21 protein-coding genes and 1 pseudogene are annotated in these 22,705 nt (G+C 54.9%); 4 read left to right on the forward strand and 18 right to left on the reverse strand.

Going from position 1 to position 22,705, the window contains the following annotated elements:
• Window position 1: 1 nt before the first annotated feature.
• Window positions 2-1,132, forward strand: coding sequence for a succinyl-diaminopimelate desuccinylase (gene dapE / locus LJ360_RS14010; protein WP_264994338.1), 1,131 nt, complete (start codon window positions 2-4; stop codon window positions 1,130-1,132).
• A 44-nt stretch (window positions 1,133-1,176) separates the two neighbouring features.
• Here the strand turns inward: dapE and LJ360_RS19925 are convergent, their stop codons facing one another.
• Complete coding sequence (locus tag LJ360_RS19925) at window positions 1,177-1,737, reverse strand: cold shock domain-containing protein (protein ID WP_091854176.1); 561 nt, start codon at window positions 1,735-1,737, stop codon at window positions 1,177-1,179.
• Window positions 1,738-1,882: 145 nt separating this feature from the next.
• On the opposite strand from LJ360_RS19925, the gene LJ360_RS14020 reads away from it, so the two are divergent.
• Together LJ360_RS14020 and LJ360_RS14025 are read left to right on the forward strand one after the other, a co-directional pair.
• Window positions 1,883-2,119, forward strand: coding sequence for a SlyX family protein (locus LJ360_RS14020; protein ID WP_264994339.1), 237 nt, complete (start codon window positions 1,883-1,885; stop codon window positions 2,117-2,119).
• Window positions 2,120-2,636: 517 nt separating this feature from the next.
• The gene (locus LJ360_RS14025) at window positions 2,637-3,629 is read left to right on the forward strand and encodes a hypothetical protein (protein WP_264994340.1); all 993 of its coding nucleotides are present in this window, start codon (window positions 2,637-2,639) and stop codon (window positions 3,627-3,629) included.
• Window positions 3,630-4,040: 411 nt separating this feature from the next.
• Here LJ360_RS14025 and LJ360_RS14030 read toward each other — a convergent pair whose 3' ends face one another.
• The 10 genes from LJ360_RS14030 to LJ360_RS14075 form a co-directional block, all read right to left on the reverse strand.
• Entirely contained in the window at window positions 4,041-4,424 is a 384-nt protein-coding gene (locus LJ360_RS14030; protein ID WP_264994341.1) for a hypothetical protein, read from the reverse strand.
• Complete coding sequence (locus LJ360_RS14035) at window positions 4,396-5,385, reverse strand: hypothetical protein (protein WP_264994343.1); 990 nt, start codon at window positions 5,383-5,385, stop codon at window positions 4,396-4,398. The genes LJ360_RS14030 and LJ360_RS14035 overlap by 29 nt, the downstream gene beginning before the upstream one ends.
• A 229-nt stretch (window positions 5,386-5,614) precedes the next feature.
• Window positions 5,615-7,084 carry a mannose-1-phosphate guanylyltransferase/mannose-6-phosphate isomerase gene (locus LJ360_RS14040; RefSeq protein ID WP_320108768.1) on the reverse strand — a complete coding sequence of 490 codons (1,470 nt, stop codon included), beginning with the start codon at window positions 7,082-7,084 and terminating at the stop codon, window positions 5,615-5,617.
• Window positions 7,053-7,304 carry a DUF2442 domain-containing protein gene (locus LJ360_RS14045; protein WP_264994344.1) on the reverse strand — a complete coding sequence of 84 codons (252 nt, stop codon included), beginning with the start codon at window positions 7,302-7,304 and terminating at the stop codon, window positions 7,053-7,055. The genes LJ360_RS14040 and LJ360_RS14045 overlap by 32 nt, the downstream gene beginning before the upstream one ends.
• A complete protein-coding gene (locus LJ360_RS14050; protein WP_264994346.1) occupies window positions 7,297-7,563 on the reverse strand; it encodes a DUF4160 domain-containing protein in 267 nt (88 codons plus the stop codon). The genes LJ360_RS14045 and LJ360_RS14050 overlap by 8 nt, the downstream gene beginning before the upstream one ends.
• Before the next feature lie 69 nt (window positions 7,564-7,632).
• Window positions 7,633-7,998 (reverse strand): histone-like nucleoid-structuring protein, MvaT/MvaU family, encoded by a 366-nt coding sequence (locus LJ360_RS14055; RefSeq protein WP_264994347.1) that lies wholly within the window; start codon window positions 7,996-7,998, stop codon window positions 7,633-7,635.
• Window positions 7,999-8,234: 236 nt separating this feature from the next.
• The gene (locus tag LJ360_RS14060) at window positions 8,235-10,001 is read right to left on the reverse strand and encodes an SLC13 family permease (RefSeq protein WP_264994348.1); all 1,767 of its coding nucleotides are present in this window, start codon (window positions 9,999-10,001) and stop codon (window positions 8,235-8,237) included.
• A 145-nt stretch (window positions 10,002-10,146) separates the two neighbouring features.
• Entirely contained in the window at window positions 10,147-10,761 is a 615-nt protein-coding gene (gene cysC / locus LJ360_RS14065; RefSeq protein WP_264994349.1) for an adenylyl-sulfate kinase, read from the reverse strand.
• Window positions 10,762-10,971: 210 nt separating this feature from the next.
• Window positions 10,972-11,697 carry a phosphoadenylyl-sulfate reductase gene (locus LJ360_RS14070; RefSeq protein ID WP_264994350.1) on the reverse strand — a complete coding sequence of 242 codons (726 nt, stop codon included), beginning with the start codon at window positions 11,695-11,697 and terminating at the stop codon, window positions 10,972-10,974.
• A gap of 248 nt (window positions 11,698-11,945) precedes the next feature.
• A complete protein-coding gene (locus LJ360_RS14075) occupies window positions 11,946-12,182 on the reverse strand; it encodes a type II toxin-antitoxin system ParD family antitoxin (protein ID WP_264994351.1) in 237 nt (78 codons plus the stop codon).
• 185 nt (window positions 12,183-12,367) lie between these two features.
• Here LJ360_RS14075 and LJ360_RS14080 point away from each other — a divergent pair.
• A protein-coding gene (locus tag LJ360_RS14080; RefSeq protein ID WP_264996024.1) for an IS3 family transposase occupies window positions 12,368-13,935 on the forward strand; the annotation gives its coding sequence in 2 pieces (ribosomal slippage) (window positions 12,368-12,847 and window positions 12,850-13,935; 1,566 coding nt in all).
• 98 nt (window positions 13,936-14,033) lie between these two features.
• Here the strand turns inward: LJ360_RS14080 and LJ360_RS14085 are convergent.
• The 7 genes and pseudogenes from LJ360_RS14085 to wecC form a co-directional block, all read right to left on the reverse strand.
• Window positions 14,034-15,971 (reverse strand): polysaccharide biosynthesis protein, encoded by a 1,938-nt coding sequence (locus LJ360_RS14085; RefSeq protein WP_264994352.1) that lies wholly within the window; start codon window positions 15,969-15,971, stop codon window positions 14,034-14,036.
• 90 nt (window positions 15,972-16,061) lie between these two features.
• Window positions 16,062-16,618, reverse strand: a pseudogene (locus tag LJ360_RS14090) (sugar transferase).
• Entirely contained in the window at window positions 16,615-17,556 is a 942-nt protein-coding gene (locus tag LJ360_RS14095; protein ID WP_264994353.1) for an NAD-dependent epimerase/dehydratase family protein, read from the reverse strand. The pseudogene LJ360_RS14090 and the gene LJ360_RS14095 overlap by 4 nt, the downstream one beginning before the upstream one ends.
• The gene (locus tag LJ360_RS14100) at window positions 17,553-18,698 is read right to left on the reverse strand and encodes a glycosyltransferase family 4 protein (RefSeq protein ID WP_264994354.1); all 1,146 of its coding nucleotides are present in this window, start codon (window positions 18,696-18,698) and stop codon (window positions 17,553-17,555) included. Before LJ360_RS14100 ends, LJ360_RS14095 begins: the two co-directional genes overlap by 4 nt.
• A 27-nt stretch (window positions 18,699-18,725) precedes the next feature.
• On the reverse strand, window positions 18,726-20,372 hold the full coding sequence (locus LJ360_RS14105) for a heparinase II/III family protein (RefSeq protein WP_264994355.1): 1,647 nt from the start codon (window positions 20,370-20,372) through the stop codon (window positions 18,726-18,728).
• Window positions 20,369-21,457, reverse strand: coding sequence for a non-hydrolyzing UDP-N-acetylglucosamine 2-epimerase (wecB, locus tag LJ360_RS14110; RefSeq protein WP_264996049.1), 1,089 nt, complete (start codon window positions 21,455-21,457; stop codon window positions 20,369-20,371). Before wecB ends, LJ360_RS14105 begins: the two co-directional genes overlap by 4 nt.
• Before the next feature lie 41 nt (window positions 21,458-21,498).
• On the reverse strand, window positions 21,499-22,701 hold the full coding sequence (wecC, locus tag LJ360_RS14115; protein WP_264994357.1) for a UDP-N-acetyl-D-mannosamine dehydrogenase: 1,203 nt from the start codon (window positions 22,699-22,701) through the stop codon (window positions 21,499-21,501).
• Window positions 22,702-22,705 lie beyond the last annotated feature (4 nt).

Raw genomic sequence — 22,705 nt, forward strand, 5'->3', positions numbered from 1 at the left:
TATGGACCTGTCCCCCACCCTCAAGCTCGCGATCGACCTTATCCGCCGTCAGTCCGTCACACCGGACGATGCGGGTTGCCAGGAACTGATGATGTCCCGCCTGGCCCCGCTGGGCTTTGCGGGTGAGAACCTGCGTTTTGGCGAAACCGACAACCTCTGGGCCCGCAAGGGCTCCGAAGGACCGGTGCTGGCCTTTGCCGGCCATACCGATGTGGTACCGACCGGTCCTGAGAAAAACTGGGCCCACCCGCCGTTTGATCCGGTGATCCGCGATGGCTACCTGTATGGCCGAGGCGCCGCCGATATGAAAGGCAGCCTGGCGGCATTCGTTACCGCCTGCGAACGCTTCGTGGCGAAAAACCCGGAGCATCGGGGCTCCATCGCGTTGCTGATCACCAGCGACGAGGAAGGCCCCGCCCAGGACGGCACGGTCAAGGTGGTGGATACTCTTGAGAAGCGCAACGAGAAGATCGACTGGTGCCTGATCGGCGAGCCGTCCAGCACTCATCAGGTGGGAGACATCATCAAGAATGGTCGCCGTGGTTCGCTACACGGGTACCTGACCGTCCACGGCGTGCAGGGCCACGTGGCCTACCCCCACCTGGCGGAGAACCCCGTCCACCTGGCCGCCCCGGCGCTGGACGCGCTGGCCAATGAGTTCTGGGACAATGGCAATGACTTCTTCCCGCCCACCACCTTCCAGATCACCAAGATCGAGGCGGGGACGGGAAGTAACGTGATTCCCGGCGAGTTACTGGTGCACTTCAACTTCCGCTATTGCACGGAAAACACGGCGGAGAGCCTCGAAGAGCGGGTCGTAGCCATACTGGACCGGCACAAGTTGAAGTACGACCTGCAATGGCACCTTAGCGGTCGCCCCTTCCTGACGGACCGGGGAGCCCTGGTGACAGCCACACAGAACGCCATCCGTCGTGTGACCGGCCGTGAGACCGAACTGTCCACCTCCGGCGGCACCTCCGACGGTCGCTTTATCGCCCCGACGGGCGCACAGGTAGTGGAGCTGGGGCCGCTGAATGCGACGATCCACAAAGTGGATGAGTGCGTTAAAGCAGAGGACCTGGACACCTTGTCCGAGATTTACGAACAGGTGTTGGTGGAGTTGCTGGGCTGAGAACCCTATCCCTCTCCCTGATCACAGGGAGAGGGATATAACGGTCAATCGAGGGTAGAGACGTTATCCGCCTGCAAGCCCTTGGACGCTTCGACCACATCAAACCGCACAGCCTGGCCCTGACGCAGGACCCGGCGGCCGCGGCCGCGGATGGCGCGGAAGTGCACGAACACCTCATCACCGCTTTCGCGGACAATAAAGCCAAAGCCTTTCTTCACATTGAACCACTTGACGGTGCCTTCTTCCTCACCCTCAGGGCCGTAATCTTCATCATCGTATTCGTCATTGTCGTCCTGAGCCTGCGGGCGTGAACGCTGCTGACCCTGGTTGCTGACGGGGCGGGATACCTTACCGGGTTTGCGCTCATTGATGACAACCGTCAGCACACCCACAATGGCAAACAACACAAAGGTGATGATATAGGCAGCAATACCCTGGGCGCTGCCCAGAACAAATTGCGGGCTGTCTGCAATCGCACTGCTACCGGCGGCGGAAAGGATGTAAAGGACTTCTGGCGTGGTGTTTACAAGGATAAATCCAAGAACCAGCGGGGCGAGGATCGCAACCAATACCGCTGACAGAATTGCTCTTTTTGGATTACGCATGGATACAACGGGCTCCGTAAAATCATTGATAACGTTTGTGGAAATAACCATTATTCACCGGACACGTGCCAAAACCCGACACCCCGGCAAATAAAGCGGGCATAATACCAGATTCCCCACAAACCTGACCAAAGCGTTCCACATAATGGCGAATACCGACACAAACACGACAGAAAAACTGTTGGAAAGAATGGATGAATTGGAAACTCGCCTGGCCTTCCAGGATGAGTTGATCAACACCCTGTCAGACCAGGTCGCCCAGCAGGAGCTGGATATCCGCAAACTGTGGGAAGCCAAGCAGCATCTGAAGAAGCAAATTTCTGAAATTTCACCATCGAACATCAAACCCGAGCATGAGGATTCTCCACCGCCTCACTACTGAAAATGACGAATGCAGATCAACGACCATACTCCAGATTGAGAATGAGGCCCAGAAACAGAGGTCCCGCTGACCATCATCAATCTGACCCTGCGGAAATTCAGCTGCGCCCCTGAGTAGAACCTTGCTAAAGCCATTCAAGATCATTGGTGCGCCGAGTTCTTTTTACTTTGTCCGGTGTTGAATCACAGCCAAACTCCAAGCTTCCCCGACACAGCCCTGTCTCGAGTACACGGAAGCACGGGCAAGTTCGGCGCTGTTCGCTAGCGCTATTCGCCGCATTCTAATCATTCAACATACCGGCAACACTGAAACATGCAGTCGCGCCGCCAGAAGTGATCATTTCCATCCTCCATAGCACACGATGATATCAGTGCCGCAAAAATACTCGTCTACGCCAATTTTACCACGCCAGCCATGACGATATCGGGGTGCTGGCATCAATAGGGGTAAGCGCGGTTTTAAGGGTGCTCGTCGGTTTATCATATTTGGGTGACAAAAAACCACCACGGAGAAAATGATGATCGAGATAAAACCCTTAGACACCCAAACCAGCAGCCTGGCAGAGGGACTGGTAGGACAGTATTGCCGAGACCTAAGCGACGAAACGCTAAAAAAATACAAGGCGAATCATATACGACTCGGTGGACGACATTGGCGCGACTACGCAATCGAAAATCAGCTCCAACAGAACACCGCTCAAGTTTACCGAGCCGCATGGTGCTTTCATCGTGCGGATACTATCAAGTACCTTCTCGACGGACTCAAAACCGAAACAAGGATAGAAAACCTATATCTACTATATAGAATTCTGCCAAAAAAAGTCTCGGAGCTTGGAGACGGCCGATCAGTTCGCTATTCCCCAGCAGTACGGCGAAAGAAAGGAACGAAACGTAAATCACTTCGAGGAAAACCCGACAATTGGAGAGAATGCGTTCATGAGGCTTTAGCAGAACCGTACAAGGTCTATGGTATTGTTACGGCACTTACGGGGTGCCGCCCATCTGAGCTAGGAAAAGGGGTGTCTGTGATGATCATAAACCAAGAACTCATCATCGAAATCCTCGGTGCCAAAGTCAGTGATCTTACGGAGGGGGGACAACCATTTCGGCGCCTGACAATTAACCAATCTCTCCCCCTAGCCCGAGAACTTCTTGCTATCATGGAATCTCAGAAAACTCGCGAACTTTACGTAAAAACATCAAGCTACAGCAGCTGGTACAGAGCCTTCAAGCGCGCCGCCAAGTCTCTGGGCTGGGGAGACCTAAGTCCCTATTCTTACCGCCACCAACTCTCAGCGGATCTAAAAGCTCTCTGGCAAAACAATGTGTTTCTATCCAAAGTGCTTGGGCACCGGTCTTCTCGGTCGCGCAGCAATTACGGACAGTTTTTGCAAGGGCGTTCAAAAGGGGGCTCAGGTCCGATAACAGAAGTCTATGCGCCGCTCGAGGTGCGAATATACGACAGTCATTTTTTGGACGAAACACCCTCCACCGGACCAAGCCTCGGTTAAGGCTTAACAGTTCGCTAATTAGCCCAATTTTCTCATTGAGCATAAAAGGAAGCGGCTGAAAGTGCTATTTTTTCAATAAACTACCCAATCCACCAAGCACTAGAAGCCGTTTCCAAAATGGAACCTGAAAAATTGATCTTCTCGCCACTCATCCACGACCAGATAGAAGCCGGTTATTCCGCAGACCAAGTCACCGCCGATACCGGATTACTGCTGCTTCGTGAAGTCGACAAACAGCATCCTCTAACCAATGGCCTAACTTCGGTTCTACAAGACCCTCGACCACCACAGCTGGCTGGACACCATAGTCTGCCAACATGTATTGGGTATGGCTGGGGGTACACCAGAAGATCCGAACCCGTTAACAACCTCGGGGGACACATCACACCATAAATTACAAAATAGCAATCCTCAGTTCCAGACAACGAGCTTTTCACCCCGGTCATCCAGGCGCCACCATTTTTCTTCTTCCACCGGGTCACCTTCCTGCCATTCGCCCTGGCTACAGCGGATCTCGGTGTCCAGGGCTCGCCAGGCACTGCGGGCGCAGTCCAGGTCGGTGTTCCAGGGCAGGTCCTCGCCTTCAAGTACCACGGAGCTGAAGCGTTTGCCAAAGGCTTCCGCATACACGGTAATGCGCACCAGGCCATCGCCATAACGGCCTTCACCCTTGTACAGGCCAGGCTTGTTACCGAAGGGAGTAAGGGGTACCAGCAACTGGTCGAAGTTGATTTCGAGCCACGCGGTCAGGCGGGCGGGGTCAAGGTCACGAACGTAGATTTCCAGATCCTGCACGGCGGGCGCCTCCGGCGACATCAGTTGGTACATGCAAGTCGGGATGATCGCTGCTGCCGGTCAGGGATTCAAGTTCGGCGCGGACATCTTCTGGAAAAACCTGGCGCAGGGTGCCCTGGGACTGACGTTCAAACCAGTCCACCTCAGCGGCGGTCAGTTCCAGCGAACGCTGTTCGAATTCCTGCTCCAACGGTTCCACCGGCTCGCCGGTCTCCCGATTGACCTCGATGCGACGAGCCAGGGTTTCCAGCTCCGACCGAAGACGTCGGCTCTCTGCTGGCCCCTCATCGGCGACCACCGCGACCCTGGCGGCTGCCCGCTCCAGCCATTCCACAACCTGCCCCGGGGTCGCCCGGTAGTGCAGGCCGGATACCGCAAGCCCCATGGCTGCATCGGTAATCCTTACCTTCCAGCGGGCTTCAATCACCGGTCGGTGAGCCACCAGCACCGCCTGGTTCTGGGAGCGACTGCTGGCCGGCAGATCATGGCGTATCATGGACCGGCCCATCACCCTTTCCATGCGGCGGGCGGCTACAGCATCGTCCTCCTGCTCAGGGCTGAGAAGCAGTATCGGGCCGTTATGGTTGGGGACCAGCTGTCTGGCGGGGTGGTCTGGCTCTGCCAGAAGTGCCATCAGGTCGGCGGGTGAAAGGTTGTCCAGCAACAACGCCGGCAGGGTGCCCTGCAAGTGATTGGAATAATCCTGCAGCTGCTCGAGAGTCGCAGCGGTCTCCAACTGGTCTCGCAGGTCCATCAGGTAAAAATCCGTGCGCATGGCTGGCATCAGGGCCTGCAACCAGGCGGTCTTGCCCGTCCCACGGTCAGCGGTTACCCAGATAAGCCCCCGGGGCGATGATGCCAGCGCAACGGCCAGGTCATCCGCCAGGCGATACCAGGAAGCATCCGTAATCACTACCGGATTGGCGGCCCGCCCGGTTGCCGGTACCTGACCCAGTCGCATAAACCCACCCCTGCCTACGGTACGCGGGAGCCGGAAAGCTCCTCCTCGAAGAAAGTAACGAGCTTACCCTGCCCCGCCGATACCCGTCCTTCGCCTTGATCACACTTACGACAAAGAACGAGGATTTCGAGTCATTCAGGTATTCATAGCAGGAACTCCGTCACATTTCCTCTCTTGCAAATGCAACGGAGTTTTGAGACTAAACCGATAAACGACTCAGACAGGAAGTTTAGACCCGATTGTAGGTATCTTCAAAGCGAACTATGTCATCTTCTCCAAGATAACTGCCGGTTTGTACCTCAATCAGTTCCAGCGGAATAACACCGGGATTGGTCAGGCGGTGGGTGACGCCCAGGGGAATATAGGTGGACTGGTCCTCGGTCAGCAGGATCTCATCATCGCCCCGCTGGACGTTCGCCGTTCCCTTGACGACCACCCAGTGCTCGGCCCGGTGGTGGTGCTTCTGCAACGACAGCGAGGCACCCGGGTTGACGGTAATCCGCTTCACCTGGAAGCGCTCACCGCTGGCGACACCTTCGTAGGTACCCCAGGGGCGGTGGACCTTTTTGTGGAGTTTGTACTCCGGGCGGCCCTGCTCTTTGAGGCGATTGACCAGTTTCTTTACATCCTGCACACGATTGCGGTCGGCCACCAGCACCACGTCGTCAGTCTCCACAATCACGTGATCGCTAACGCCAAGCGCAGCGATCAGCCGCCCCTCAGAGTGCACATAGGAGCCGGATACGTCCTCCAGGATCACATCACCATGGCAGGCGTTGCCATTCTCATCCTGGGGCTGGATTTCCCACAGGGTGGACCAGGAGCCCACATCACTCCAGCCAGCGTCCAGTGGCACTACCACCGCGTCCCGGGTGTGCTCCATCACCGCGTAGTCGATGGAATCGTCCGGGCAGGCCGCAAACGCCTCCTTGTCCACGCGGGTAAAATCCAGGTCACCTTGGCGGGCGTTATAGGCGTTTCGGCAGGCCTCCAGCATGGCTGGCTGGTACTGCCCAAGCTCCTGCAGGTAACGGCCGGCAGAGAACAGGAACATGCCACTGTTCCAGTAATAACCGCCCTCATCCAGGTAACGCTGGGCGGTGTCGGCGTCCGGCTTCTCAACGAAGGCATCCACCGGCGACCAGGCGCCCTGGCTGGCCCCGGCCCGGATATAGCCATACCCCGTATGAGGGGAAGACGGCACAATACCAAAGGTCACCAGCTTGCCCTTTTTTGCCGCCTCTGCGCCTGCCGCCACAGCCCGGGCAAACACTTCCTCGTCTTTCAGCACCTGATCCGAGGGCATCACCAGCATCAGTTCGTCAGGGTCCTGCTCTGCCACCGCCAACGCGGCCAGCGCAATGGCCGGCGCCGTATTGCGGCCTACTGGCTCCAGGATAATACCGGCAGTACGATCTGCCGCCAGCTGATGCAGGTTCGCGGCCACCACAAAACGATGTTCTTCATTGGTGATGGCCATGACACGCACATCCGCGCCCAGCTTCAACCCGCGGGAAATAGTATCCGACAGCAGGGATTCTTCAGAAACAACGGGAATGAACTGCTTGGGGTAGGCTTCACGGGAAAGCGGCCAAAGGCGGTTCCGGAACCACCAGAAAGAATGATCGCAAGCATGACGGGTCCTTATCGAGATAATGAAACAATGGTCAGGCAACAGCTTCCAGCAACGCCGGCTCATGTAATCTTGCAGGAGACAGGGAGAGCCCGTTTGGCCACGTCAACCCTCCGGCTTCGATGAATACCCTGCGAACGTAATCTTCATCCGCCAGTGGCTTCAGTAACGGGCCATTGTGTGTGTCCAGGTAGGCTTTGACATCAAAGATGCCCTTTACACCATCGGAAAATTCCAACAGCAGCCGTGAATTCCCAAGGTGTTCACAGGTAAGAATTTTAATCACGATCAGCCCCCTGAATCTTGTCGAGTGGCTCAAATGATTGGGCCTTAATCCAATTCTCCCTCAATTCCTGACGATGTTCAAAGCACCACTCGCGCACAATCCGCGCAACCTTACGGGGTAATTGACCAGCTTTAACATTACCGGCTTCTATCTCAACCAGTGCTTCGAAACCCTGGTATTCAACATGGATATGCGGAGGCGGATGATCATCGTGCCACATCCGGATGAGGATACCGAAGAACGTAGAAATAACAGGCAAGATCCAGCTCCCTCTGGATTTGTGGTAGGTATATCAGCCCGGGCGACAGCACGCCCGGGCCGGGCTGGCTCAGTTTTCCTGCCAGCTCTGTACGGCTTCCTTACCGTACTTCTGGCGCCATTCGTTCAGCGTCTTGTGGTTGCCACCGCGAGTCTTGACGACTTCGCCAGTGTGGGGATTCTTGTAGGTCTTCAGCGGGCGCTTGGCACGGGTGCCAGTGGTGTCGGCCTTGCCGCCGGCGATGGACGGATCAATCGCGCCCAGGATCTGCAGCACATCTTTCGGGGACTTCTTGTATTCGTCCATCAGTCCCTTGACCTTGTTTTCAAACTCCAGGTCGCTTTTCAGGGCCTGGTCCTGTTCCATCTTGTTCAGTTCTTCAGAAAGCTTTTCGAGCAGTTGTTTCTTCTGGTAGTAATCGTTGATATTTGCCATGAAAAATGAACCTTTTAAATCTGGAATGTGGGAAGGGTAATTCCGAATCAATCCCTGAGTCACCGGCAATCATATAAGAATGTTTTGAATAATAAAGAACCAGTTTCCAGATTATTATGAACAAACGATAAGAAACAGTTATTGCGCACTACTGATGTTTCCGAACACTTCCTGAAAACTGAGAGAACAAGTGACCCAACAGCTCGCATTTTAACCAGCAACAGTTTGACCAATCCTCAGAATGACCAGACAAATGGAATAAGCAGCACTGCCGTAGCCCCAACAATCAGGCTCAGCGGAATACCAATACGCATGTAATCAGTGAACTGGTAACGCCCCGGACCATAAACCATCAGGTTGGTCTGATACCCCAGCGGCGTAATAAAACTTGCGGAGGCCGCAAACATTACGGCTACGGCAAAAGGCAGGAAGCTCACACCCAACTGTTCGGAAACCGCCAGCGCAATAGGAAACATAAGCACCGCTGCGGCATTGTTGGTTATCACTTCAGTAAATGTAGCGGTCAACAAATACACCAGCGCCAACGCAACCCAGGGGGTAAGCGTACCGAAACTCAACAGGCTGCCCGCCACCCAGTTAGCCGCCCCTGTCTCTGACATGGCGGTACCCAGTGCAAAAGAGGAGGCAATCACCACCAATACCGGCAAGTCCACACTCCGGCGCGCGCGGCTGGCAGTGATGCAGCCGGACATGATCATCGCACCTGCGGCAAGGAAAGCCGCTTCCAGAATGCTCAGCAAGCCAGACGCACTGACCGCCACCATCACCAGCAGGATTCCAAGGGCGGTGGGCGCCCTGGAGAAATCCGGTGGCGTGGAATCGTTCAGCGCACTGACCAGCAGGAAATCCCGGCGGAAACGGTACTGCTGGGCAAATTCCTGGCTGGCTTCCAGCAACAGGGTATCGCCCATCTTGAACTGGATATCCCCCAGCTTGCCGGGCACCCGCTTACCCTCCCGGGAGATGGACAGAATCGCGGCATTAAAGCGTGAGCGAAACCGACTGTCCCGCACGGTCTGGCCCAGGGCCGCGAATTCCGGGCCCAGCACCACTTCCACCAGACAGCGCTGGTGGTTGGCCAGGTCCAGCTTGTGAACACTGCCGTTGGCAGGCTTAAGGCCCTGAATGCGGCGCAGTTCGCTGGCACATTCCGGTGCCCCCACAAAATACAGCCGGTCGCCGGCCTGCAATGTACGGTCCGGCTCCACGGCGGTAATCAGGCGACCCTGGCGGTCGATCTCGGTAAGGTAGCCGTAGTTCAGGGCCCGCAAGCCGGCCTCTGCAACCGTGCGCCCCACCAGTGGGCCGGGGCTGACGACCTCGACTTCCACCCCATACTCGCGAACCTGCTCCAGCTCTTCGTTCAGGCCACCCCGGTCCGGCAAAAGGCGGTTGGCGAACAACACCAGGAAGACACCACCCACGATTAGCAGCGGCACACCCACCCACGCGAGCTCAAACAGCCCCAGATGAATGTCCAGCCGACTCTGCAGCAGGCCGTCCACCACCAGGTTGGTGCTGGTACCAATCAGGGTACAGGTACCCCCGAGAATAGCGGCATAACTCAGGGGCAGCAGGAGCTTGGAAGCAGAGATATTCAGGCGCTGGGCCCAATCCTGGACGGCGGGGATGAACATGGCCACCACGGCGGTGTTGTTCATGAAGGCACTGAGGATACCGGTGGGGGCGACAAGGCGGGCCTGGGCCCCTGCGGACGTCTTTGGGTGCCCGAGCAAGCGACGGGCAATCCACTGAACCGCTCCCGTTTCCTTGAGGCCAGCGGCGACAACGTACAGGGTAGCAATGGTAATCACACCGGGGTTGGCAAACCCCGAGAGAGCCGATGCCGGGGTCAGCACGCCGGTAATCACCAGGGTAACCAGAGAGCCCATCAGGATAAGGTCAGCAGACACCCGGGTAAGAACCAGGGACCCAAGTACAACCACCAGCAAACCGAGTGTAAAGACGGCTTCCCACGCCATGAAATCAGGGCTCCTTACCCACTAACCTGAAGAGGAATAGCAAAGACCGCGCTAATAACCAGATCGCACAGTAGAACCGGAAAACGATGCTATTCCAAATACAGAATACGAATAAGGTAATTAGCGCATAGGGCGACGAGCGCCGTCAGCCGGCCTGGCCTGACTCAAAGATCAATTCCCGCTGCAACAGGTAATCGATCAGATGATCCACGCAGTCATCCACCGACATGCTTGATGTATCCAGCCTGACTTCCGGGCGCTCTGGCGCTTCATAGGGGGAGTCAATCCCCGTGAAGTGCTTGATCTTCCCCGCCCTCGCCTTTTCATAAAGGCCTTTTGGGTCACGCTCTTCACAGGTTGCCAGCGGAGTGTCCATAAACACTTCCACAAACTCACCGGCAGGAAACAGGTTACGCACCATGCGACGGTCGCTGGTGAACGGTGAAATAAACGCACTCAGCACAATCAGGCCAGCATCGGTAAACAATTTACTGACTTCACCAATGCGCCGGATATTCTCAACCCGGTCTTCATCAGAAAACCCCAGGTCCTTGTTCAGACCATGGCGCACATTATCGCCGTCCAGCAAAAAGGTATGGTAGCCACGTTGATGCAGTGCGACATCCAGGGCATTGGCAATGGTGGATTTACCGGAACCACTCAGCCCGGTGAACCATAACAGGCACGGACGCTGATGTTTATTTTCCGCCCTTTCGGCGCGGGTGACCTTATGGTTATGCCAGACAATATTGGAAGACACGGGCTAATCCTGAGCCGGGGAATGAGTTACGGCATAAGATTATAGGTTCTGGTGATATGGACCGCAAACACCCCTCTCCCCAACCCCTCTCCCGCAAGGGGAGAGGGGCTAAAGCTGCCGCGGGTTGGGTTTGCGGGCAATTGTAAGGAAAGCTACTCCCTCTCCCTTGGCGGGAGAGGGGGAGCGCCCAAAGGGCGCCGAAAACTACTGTCAAAGATGAAGCCCACACTCCCGCTTAAGCCCAAAAAACCGCGTTTCTTCTTCTGTCATCCCAGGCGTGAGTGGGCGAGACGTATGCCAATCCCCCACGGAAACATAGCCTTCTTCCCACAATGGGTGATAAGGCAAATCATGCTTAACCAGATACCGGTGAATATCCCGATTAGTCCAGTCAATCAGTGGGTAAACCTTGTAACGGCCATCCTGCCGCTGCTCCACAACCGGACGCTGCTCACGACTACCGGATTGCGCCCGCCGCAGTCCGGCAAACCAGGTACCCACACCCAGTTCATCCAGCGCCCGCTCCATGGGCGCCACTTTCATCAACTGATTGTACCGTTCAATTCCCTCAACGCCCTGCTCCCACAACCGACCATGCACCGCCTCCAACCGGGCAGCGGTCAAGCCTGAAGAAACCACCTTCAGGTTCAGGTCCAGCCGGTCACGCAGGGCTTCCACAAACTGGTAGGTCTCATTGAACAGATAGCCGGTGTCCACCAGCAAAACCGGGATATCGGGACGAATACGGGTGACAAGGTGCAGCAGGACGGCGGACTGGATACCAAAGCTGGAACTGAGCACAAAGGTGCCGGGCAGGTTAGCCAGCGCCCACTCGACACGCTGCTCGGCGGTGGCAGACTCAAGCCAATCGACACCGACCGAGCGGTAGGATTCAGATGAGGAAGGGGATTTGGGAACCAGACTGGAAACGGACATTTCGCCCCCTGTGGCGGAAAATTTCACTGACCACAGGGTAAGGCAAGGCTATTAGAACGCAAAGGAACAAAAAATTATTTTGTTATTCTCATAAGAATTCGCATAGGCTTAGCCAAGTAATGAGGCAGCGTACTACAACCAAGCTGAGCCATTCGAAAGACGGCAAGCTGCCGCTCGATTAAACTTTCTTCTCCTCCAGGGCCGCACTCACGTCCTGACTACGCAGTATCCTGACCACAAGCACGTAATCACTTTGCTTTCGCTGCCTGGCGAATCTCTTGCGGGGTACGGTTGCTTACACCGCTCTGCTCTCCTTCAGCCAGAGCTGCACGAAGCCGCTCAAGCTCGGCGTTGCGTGCCTGGTCGCGTCGGATAAGATCGCGAAAATACTCGCTGTCATTGGTGAAATCCCCGCACGCAATGCGGGACTTAACCCAATCGTTCTGCTGATCCGTCAGAGTGATCGTCTTACGTACCGTGCTCATGCCACATTCATCCAATAATCACACTATTGGTGCACAATAACGCAATAAAGATCAGAAACCAACCGACTTGCCCTCCACCCTTTTCCCGCAACCTCCGCTCACCCTGAGCCCCCCTGTGTCAGCCTAGTTGTCCAGTAGGCAGTTTTGCCTGAAACCACATCACAGGGGGCGGTATGGATGCACACATGCCACGCTATTCCGATGAACGTAAAGCGGCAGTTCTCAACAAGCTCTTGCCACCCCATAACCGGACCGTTGTCTCTGTCTCCGCAGAGGAAGGCATCTCCGATGTGACCCTGTATAGTTGGTTGAAACAGTGTCGACAACAAGGAATGCCTGTGCCGGGTAATCGTAACAATGGAGACGAGTGGTCTCCTGAAGCCAAGCTGGCTGCTGTGATTGAAACAGCGCCCATGTCTGAAGCCGAGCTCGGCGCGTATTGTCGCGAGAAGGGCTTGTACCCCGAGCAAATCCAGCGCTGGAAGGCGGGTTGCCTCCAGGGCGCAGGCATGCAGGTGGAAAGCGATAAGACCGCTCATAAGCAGCAGCGTGAGGCACGCAAAACTATCAAGAAGCTCCAGGCAGAAGTGCGTCGCAAAGACCGTGTACTGGCGGAAACGACCTCCTTGCTGGTGTTATCAAAAAAGCTCGAAGCCTTGTACGGCGAAACCCCGGACAACGAGGACAACTGACCTCGCTGGCTGAGCGTACAAGGCTGTTGCAGTACTTTGATGAGGCTGTGGCTGGCGGCGCCCCTAGGCACAAGGCAGCCGAGCTCATGGGTCTGAGCGAGCGCACGGTAAAGCGCTGGCGACAAGCCGACGGGATGGTTACCCCGGATCGCCGGCCACTGGTCAAGCAGGCTGAACAGCCACATCAGCTGACGATTGCCGAGGAGGTTGCCATTCTGGCCACCTGTAATCAGACTGAATACCGCAGCCTGCCGCCTTCGCAGATTGTTCCTCAGCTGGCCGATAAGGGTGTCTACCTGGCGTCTGAATCATCGTTTTACCGGGTGTTGAAAAAGCATCAGCAGCAGAACCACAGAGGGCATATGAAGCCAAGGCGCAAGGTGCCGGAGCCCACCAGCTTTACCGCCACTGGCCCCAATCAGGTGTGGAGCTGGGACATCAGTTACTGCCCGTCGGCGGTTCGTGGTCAGCACTGGTACCTGTACCTGGTGCTGGACATTTACAGCCGCAAGATCGTGGCTTGGGAAATACATGATGCTGAGTCCGGAATGCTGGCAAAACAGCTCATCGAGCGCGCGCTGTTGCGCGAAGGTTGCTGGAACAAGCCACCGGTTCTGCACTCGGACAATGGGGCGCCTATGACGTCGCACACGTTACGTGCACGGCTGGCTGAACTGGGCATGCCGATGTCACACAGCAGGCCTCGTGTCAGCAATGACAACCCGTACTCAGAGTCGCTGTTCCGGACACTGAAATACTGCCCGGCCTGGCCATCAAAGGGGTTTGCCTCGTTGGTTGAGGGGCGCGACTGGATGCTGGCGTTCGAAAATGCGTACAACAACCATCACCTGCATAGCGGCATCAACTTCGTCACCCCGAGTGCGCGTCATACCGGAAAGGATCTGGAGCAATTGCAGCATCGTAAGCGGGTGTATGAGGCAGCCAAACGTCGGAATCCTCGGCGCTGGTCCAAGGCAACCCGAAACTGGAAGCCTGTGGGTGCTGTGTCACTCAACCCCGGCAAATTGCAGGAAATCGAGCTGAATAAATCGGCTGCTTAAACGCAGTAAAATGGACAACTGGGTTGAAAATTACCGGAGCCTGCCGAAGGGTGCCTGTCGAAGGGCTGTGGATTCCGTGGCCAATCAAGTCCTTAAACTCAAGCCCCCAACCGCCGAACGCCACTGTCGGAGTCCGCCGACTGCACCAGCTCATTGGAATGACACCAAACCAGGTCCGCCACATCCCCATTGGGGGCATAGCCGGTAGGCGCCTCACGGATCAGTTCCGCAATGCGACCGCAGTCGAAGTTCTGGCTGGCGAGGGAGAGTTTCTTGAGGAGGGACTCCACATCATCCCAGGGCATGGATGCTTCCCGGGCCATCATGATGCGGGGGTGGCTGGTGCCTTGGGGGTCGTCGCCGATGAGCAGTTCCTCATACAGCTTTTCCCCCGGGCGCAGGCCGGTGAAGCGGATTTCAATATCGCCATCCACACGCTCTTCGGTTCTTTCGGACAGGCCCATCAGGTGAATCATCTTGCGGGCCAGGTCGACGATTTTTACCGGCTCGCCCATATCCAGCACGAACACCTCACCGCCCTGGCCCATGCTGCCAGCCTGCAGGACCAGCTGGCTGGCCTCAGGGATGGTCATGAAGTAACGAATGATATCCGGATGGGTAACCGTGACCGGCCCCCCGTCACGAATCTGGTCCCGGAACAAGGGCACCACCGAGCCGGACGACCCCAGCACATTGCCGAACCGCACCATGGTAAACCGGGTACCAGTCTGCCGCTCTGCCAGCCCCTGCAGCACCAGCTCCGCCAGGCGTTTGCTCGCCCCCATGATGTTGGTGGGTCGCACCGCCTTGTCCGTGGAGATCAGTACAAAGCGCTCCACGCCGGTTTCTATGGCGGCTTCCGCCACATGCCAGGTGCCGAAGGTGTTGTTCTGCACGCCCTCGATGACATTGTGTTCCACCAGGGGCACGTGCTTGTAGGCGGCGGCGTGGTAGACGGTGTGGATGCCGAAGGCCTTCATCACGGCAGCACAGCGGCGGCGTTGCATCACACTACCCAAAACCGCGTGAATCTCTACCGCAAGACCCTCAATGCTGTTAATGGACTGCAACTCACGCTCAATGGCATACAACGAGAACTCAGACTGCTCAAATAACACCAGCCGGGCGGGACGATGACGCAGAATTTGCCGGCACAACTCGGAACCAATGGAGCCACCGGCACCCGTAACCAATACCGACTTTTCGAACAGGCTGGAGGCCACCACAGCGCTATCCGGCGAAACAGGATCACGGCCCAGTAGATCTTCGATTTCCAGGTCACGAATATCGTTAATACGTGCCTGGCCAGACACCAGCTCCGCCATGCTAGGGACCGTCTGCACAGGAACCGCCAATGGCTCCAGCTCCCGCAACAGCTGCTTTCGGTCAAGCTGGGTATTCGGGTCCAGAGCCAGCAACAGGCGTTTGACCCGGTGCTTACGCACCGCCTTCTCGATATGATCGATGCCATACACTGGGAGGCCATGGATCAACGTCCGGTGGTTGGCCTTACGGTAACTAACAAACATCACTGGCTGGAACTGAGTGCCCTGGCGCAGGGCTTCCGCAAGATGTATACCTGTCTCCCCCGCACCGACGATGGCCACTGGTTCCTTGTTGCGCTGAGAGGGACGTCCAACCAGCATGCGCACACCCATACGGGTGCCGCTTACAAAGATAAAAGCAAGAGCCGCGTAGATAACAGGTACAGAACGAGGAACAAAAATCTGAAGCAGGTACGCTAGCGCAATCAATGTGAGCGCGGACGCCCCCACCCCAATGCTAATGGTAACGAACGCCTTGTCGCTCATATATCGTATAATCGCCCGATACAACCCCAGCCGGACAAAGAAGATGATAGAGACGCCAACCGTCAAAGCTCCTACCATCATCTGATCTGTATTCGGCAGCCACTGCTGATTCTCCAGGCGCAAGGCAAAGGCCGCCCAGAAAGAGAACGTCAGTAAAACCACATCGGAAACTACCGATACGAGACGCTTATAAACTCTGGGCAAATTGAGAAAGGCTTGCAGCATGGCTATCCCTGGAAAAGTGCGATTCTTAACAAGTGTAGAGTACTTAGGACTCAACTAAAGTTGACGTTGTGTAACGATTAAAAACGAATCTCAGTCACGACCTGGGACCCGGTCACCAGCTCCCTTGCCAGCCACAGTCATAAGGATGTAGCGGAAGTAGGCGCCTACTGTCAGATTTTCCAGCATCTTCTGGTCAGTTTCAGCCAGTAATCGTGGGGTTGACATGTCTATATCATTCACTTGCGCAAGCCCAGTGATACCCGGTCGAGCCTCAAGAACACCCCGACGTTCACGTTCATTAATCAAATCTTGCTGATTAAACAAGCAAGGTCTGGGTCCAACCAAGCTCATTTCACCCTTTAGCACATTCCATAGCTGGGGTAATTCATCTAACTTCGTACGGCGAAGGAAGCGCCCAAACGGCGTAATTGCATCAGCGTTTGCCAGATGACTCGCTACTGAGGCGGTGTCTTTTCTCATAGTGCGAAACTTTATTAACGTAAACGGCTTTTTATTACGGCCAACGCGCTCCTGGCGGAAGACTGGCGAACCTGTATCAAACAGCCCCACAAGCAACAGCAGAAGAAGTACCGGGAGCCCCATCACCAGCCCAAGAGAGGCAAAACGAAATCAAACAATCGAATCAAAAGTTATTCTCCGAGATGAAACAGCGTCTGATACCCTCCTGAACTGTCAGAGGTGGCTCCCAGCCCAGACGAGAACGCGCCTTAGATATATCAACCTGTAACGAGCCCAACACACGCTGAGCGGCCACCTTTTTTCCAAACAGCCTTGCAACGAACATCAAGATGCCAGCTGGAACCGGTATCAGGAGTGCAGGTTTTCCCTTTGCCTGGCCCACCGCACGCAGTAGTTCAGTAGTCGACAAATCTTCACCATCACCCGCAAAAAACACCTCGTTACGAGCTTCAGGGTGGTTAATGCAGGTAATGATCAAGTCCACCAGATTGTCCAGGGCTACCAGTGACCGCGTGTTATTGACCGCCCCAAGCGGCAACGGAATCCTTTTTTCGACCAATCGCACTAGCGTCCCGAAGTTGCCCGGCGCATTCCGGCCATAAACGAGTGGAGGCCGGATAATAACCACCTCCATATTACTTTGACGAGCGACTTCCCAAAGTTGTTTTTCAGCTTCAAATTTGGACCGTGCGTAGTGGTCGCAGGGATTCTCAAGGTCGCTCTCGGTAAATGGCTTATCATTAACAAACCCATTTACGCCAATGGAACTTATAAAAATAAAGCGCCGGACGCCAGCCTCACCAGCCTGCCGGGCGAGATTCGCCGTCGCTGCGACATTGACCCGGTAAACATCGTCGGACAATTCATCGCTCGAAGAAACTTTAGCCCTACTGTGGGCCAAGGCGGCCGTGTGGATCACTATATCTTTGTCCCGTAGGGCAGCGGTCCAGTCATTGCCCCCATCGAGACTGTCCATCACCATCGAGTTAGAGGAGTCACCGGAATGGGACCGAACAACATTGGTTACCTGATGTCCCCGGAAAGTCAGCAAGGCTGAGGTTCGGCGACCAATAAAACCGGTACTTCCAGTTAGCAATATCTTCAATCCAGCTCCTTGTTACTCAGCAGTTTTTCATAAAAACGATGCACTGAATTTTCACGAATAAAGCTATCCGCTATTTTTCTTTGGTTATTACGACTAAGGCGAGAAACATTATTATCATTCAGGAATGATTCAATGGCAGCGACTAGTTCATTTGAATCCTCTGGCGCAACGAGACAAACTCGCTCGAATCCGGAGACAACCGATACCGCCTCTCCCATCCCACCATAAATGACGGGCTTGCCGGTCGCCAGGTACTCGTAGAGCTTCGATGGCACTGCACCAGCGAATTCGGGTGTGAGTTGAGCCCAAAGAATATCTGCCTGCTGATAGACTGAAGGAACCTCATTCCAGTCAATACGGCCTTTAAGATCTATATTGGGCACACCCTTGGCAGACTTCTGAATTCTCTCAAAATCTGAGCCCCCGCCAACAATTACGAAATTGAAATTCGGAAGCATTTTTGCTGTTTCGACCAACGTGACAAGATTCTGAGCAAGCCCCACGTTTCCAACGTAAACCATCGTCGGACTCTCGTTTTTAGCCACCTTTACAGGTTCTGGCATCGCCAGAACCTGTTCGTACTGCCTTCTGGAGATCCCATTCGGACATAGGATTATACGCTCCGGAGAAACGCCAAACCGGTCTAGCAGATATTTTTCTTCAGCCTTGTTTGTCACTGTGTAAAGGTTAAATTTGGGCACCTTTAATCCTGCACAAAGCCTGAAAACCCTCTTCGCTGAACGCATTACGGCGGAGCCCTCACTTAGGTACTCCCAGGTAAGATCACGAACGTCCAGCACGGAATATTTAAAGCGACCTCGACCAAAAAGGAACAACAAAAACATTGATGGTATCGTTACGAATGTAACGTCAACGTCATCGGGTGCGCTTTTCAGAATTTTGCGCGCAAGACTTATCTCCCGGAGCGTTCTGACAAAAAAATTACCCCTATTCGCCTGCGGTATATTCAAGGCCCGGTGACGAAAGTTCTTATCAGCACTCTGATGATACTCACCACCTGACGGGTTGACCAAAGTAACGGTGAAGCCGCGCTCTAATGCAATATCAATGAATGGGGTTATCCTATTCTTCAGTACTGGCTCATTAAGAGAATAAGTAGATAGGAAGGCGATCTTTTTCATGAATTCCTGATGCGGGTACGTAGAAGGCTAAAATTCAAGTCTGGTTACCAGTTTTTTCCCGGATAACTCCAAAGCAATTTTCGTATTTTTGATAGAAAGACCAAACTGCGGATGCCATTGGCTATCAATAGACCGAAGGCTTTTAGCGCCTTCAATAATAAACGAAACTTTCTGGCCACCTGGCATGGTCAACAGAAGCCTAAAATCTTGGATGGGTTCAATATTTATATGCGGGTGCAAGTGCCAGTATGCGACAGCCGAACCATAAGAGCCTGACAAGACATCTTCTATGACAATTCTCCCACTGCTTGCCCGCCATTCTCTATGATGTATAACCCCTCCCGGGAGACGCCGATACCCGTCATGCTTTCCCCACACACGCACCTCTAACTCGCCCTGACTGGCCCCGACATCGAACGGCATGGCGCGCCGGGCTACCCGAAACCCACCCCATACTTCCGAGGAGTTCTGCCCATCCACCTCAACCGTATTGTGAGCGGCAGTAGACCGCTGCTTATGCCGTTCAACATCCTGACCATACTGAGAGATACCTGAGTTCACCAGCACCCGCTGACCAAACAGGCTCAGTTCACAACTCAGTGTATCCGCATGGGCATGTCCAGGCTGATAACCCGGCCCTACAGGTGCAACATCCACTAACAGCCGGTGACGCTCTGGCCAATCGATTACCCCAAACCCACTCTCCTGTAACAGGAAAACTTGCACTCTCTCTGGGCACTCACCGGAAGGCACAGCAAGCCCCAAAGAACCAGCGAAATTGGTTAAATCGGTAAGATTGGGAGCAATACCGAATGCTGCGTCATTAAAGAAAGAAATTTCTCCATCCGGATGAGTCATGGCGGCAAGCCATTCCAGCCCTTTTTCGACCCTCTGCCGCCAGTCATTAACCCGCTTTTCCAGCTCCTCAAACCGGGTTGCCTGAAAAAGCGCAATCAAATCGGCAAGGTCCCAAAGCAACGTCCCGTGGTACATGGGTGAACGTTCGTAGTGGGCGCCATCTTCCAAAAACTGCTCTGGCACTTCTCTATCCAGTAGAGCAAGCCCTTTACGGAGCCAACGATCACCCTGGGTGCCACCCAAATAAGTGCCCGCAAATACCAAGGCCTTTGCGTTAGCAAACAGATGGTTTGCCAGAATATGAAATTCCAGCTGCTGCTCAAGTGCGTCTGTCTGTTGCGTCAGTGACTGCAACCAGGTTTCTTTGACCCGACCGGGACCCAGACGACTGAAAAACTTCACCCAGTTGACTATCCGCAAAGACAGACAATAAGGCTCCCAGCCATTTCCGGCCAGTGGAGGGTTGCCTTCAACCCAGGCATCCACCATGTGCTCACACAAATCAATGCGGGATTCTGCGCCCCTGGCGTTCAAATGATCCTGGTAATGAAGATTGTACAGCCAGAGTTTCGGGACAGCAGGATCATTCCAGTTGCCGTCAAAACGGGCGGTCTGTCCAAGGAAGGTAAACGTTCGGCCATCCCTTGTCGCCGGCTCAAGGTAAGCCTCCCCCGGCCATGCATCCAGCTCACCACGAAGTACCGGTGCCGGTAATTTTCTCAGACGGGGCTTACGAATCCGGTAGTAGACCTGGTAGCCAAGCTGTCTGACCCGCAGATATCGCACCGTGTGAAATAACAGCTTCAGACGCTTCATTGCTGCTTCAGAAATTCCACAATGCGACGGCAAGCGAGCCCATCCCCATAAGGATTATGGGCCTGTGACATCCATTGGTATACAACCTCATCATCCAGCAGCTGCTGAACCGCATCCCTGATGACACCACTCTCAGTGCCAACCAGTCGCACCGTGCCGGCGTCCACAGCTTCAGGCCTTTCCGTGTTATCACGCATAACCAGAACAGGCTTACCCAATCCGGGTGCCTCCTCCTGCACACCGCCGCTATCCGTCAGTACCAGGTACGCGTTCTGCATCAGATATACGAAGGGCTCGTAGCCAAGCGGTTCAATCAGATGGACATTGTCCAAACCACCCAGAAGACGTTTAACCGGCCCCTGGACATTCGGGTTCAAATGGACGGGGTAGATAAAGTGAGTCTCCGGGTTCGCTTCGGCCAGCCCTCTGAGCGCCTTGCAGATATTCTCAAAGCCATTGCCGAAGTTCTCCCTGCGGTGGCCGGTTACCAGTACGTAACGCTGATCATTTGGCTTGATGGTAAGACCTGCTCCGGCCAGCGCTTGATGTATCTTCTGTAGTAGCTCAGGTGTAGCTTGAACCTTCTTTACTACCCACTGCAACGCATCAATCACCGTGTTGCCCGTAACCAGAATCTGCTCGGCCTCAACGCCTTCCGCAAGCAGCGCACGCTGATTACGCTCCGTCGGCGCAAAGTGCCAATGGGCGAGCCTGCCGGTCAATTGACGGTTGGCTTCCTCTGGCCAGGGCGAGGATAAATCATTGGTACGGAGCCCGGCTTCCACATGCCCTACCGGAATCTGCTGGTAAAAGGCAGCAAGGGAAGCCGCAAATGTCGTTGCGGTGTCACCATGCACCAACACCAAATCCGGCTTGAAGTCTGTCAGGACATCTCGCAACCCCAGCAACACCTTGCTGGTTACATCATACAGATCCTGTCCGGGCTGCATGATATTCAGATCATAGTCCGGAACCAGACTGAATAAATCCAATACCTGATCCAGCATTTCCCGGTGCTGTGCCGTAACCGCCAGTCGAGCGTTAAAAAAGCTGTCGTCCTGGAGCGCTTTAACCAATGGTGCCATTTTGATGGCTTCGGGACGGGTACCAAAAACGAGCAAAACTTTCACGCCTGAGTCACCCCACAGAAATCCAATACTTTGGCATTCACATTGACCGACTTGAACTCCCGGTGTGCTACGAGGAACACCACGATATCGGCCTGAGCAACGGCCTCGTTCCAGGGCGTGAGACTGATACTCGGGTGTGTTCTCAGATTCGGCTCCACTGCTAGCGGCTGAACATCAGCAGCGACCAATTGCTGGAACACCCAGAGGGCGGGGGATTCCCGGAGATCATCAATATTCGGTTTGAACGCCAGCCCCATACAAGCCACTACTGGATTACGCCCGTTAGAGTCACGATAAGAGGCGACTTCCGACTTGACCTTCTCAACGACCCATTCCGTTTTGCGAGTGTTCACTTCCCGCCCGGTGCGAATCAGGCGCGCATCGTCACCCCCTTCATGAACGATAAACCATGGATCAACCGCTATGCAGTGGCCACCCACACCGGTACCGGGCTGCAGAATATTTACCCTGGGGTGCCGGTTGGCCAGATGGATCAGCTCCCACACATCAATACCGAACCTATTACAAAGCAAAGACAACTCGTTCGCGAAGGCAATGTTCACGTCGCGGAAACTGTTTTCAGTCAGCTTGGCCATCTCTGCTGTTCTGGCATCGGTGACCAGTACCTCCCCAGTGACAAAGGTCCGATAAAACGCAGCAACTTTTTCACTGGCCTCTGGTGTAATACCTCCCACAATGCGATCGTTTTCCACCAACTCGCGCATGATGTGGCCAGGGAGTACACGCTCCGGGCAATGAGCTACGTATACCTGGGTAGTATCCACACCACCTTCACGTAGAGTCCCTGCCACTCGCTCTGTCGTGCCAACCGGGGACGTCGACTCAAGGATGACCAGGTCGCCGGCTTTCACCACACCGGCGATAGAACGGGTCGCGTCCAGAACATAGTCAATGTTGGGAACAAATCCGTCATGGAACGGAGTCGGAACCGCCAGTATGAAAATATCAGCAGGTTCCGGCTCCAAAGAGGCCTCGAGCCGCCCGGAGTTCACCGCAGAGTGGACAAACGAATCCAGGTCTGGCTCCACAATATGGATATCACCCTGATTGATCGTATCCACAACGTCCGGCGCCACATCAACACCCTGAACCTGATATCCCCGATTGGCCAACAACGCAGCGGAGGGCAAACCAATATAACCCAAACCAACGACACAGATTTTCAGATCAGAAAACATAGAA

It is taken from the genome of Marinobacter sp. AN1 (assembly GCF_026013985.1).
In the GTDB taxonomy this organism is placed as follows: Bacteria; Pseudomonadota; Gammaproteobacteria; order Pseudomonadales; family Oleiphilaceae; genus Marinobacter; species Marinobacter segnicrescens.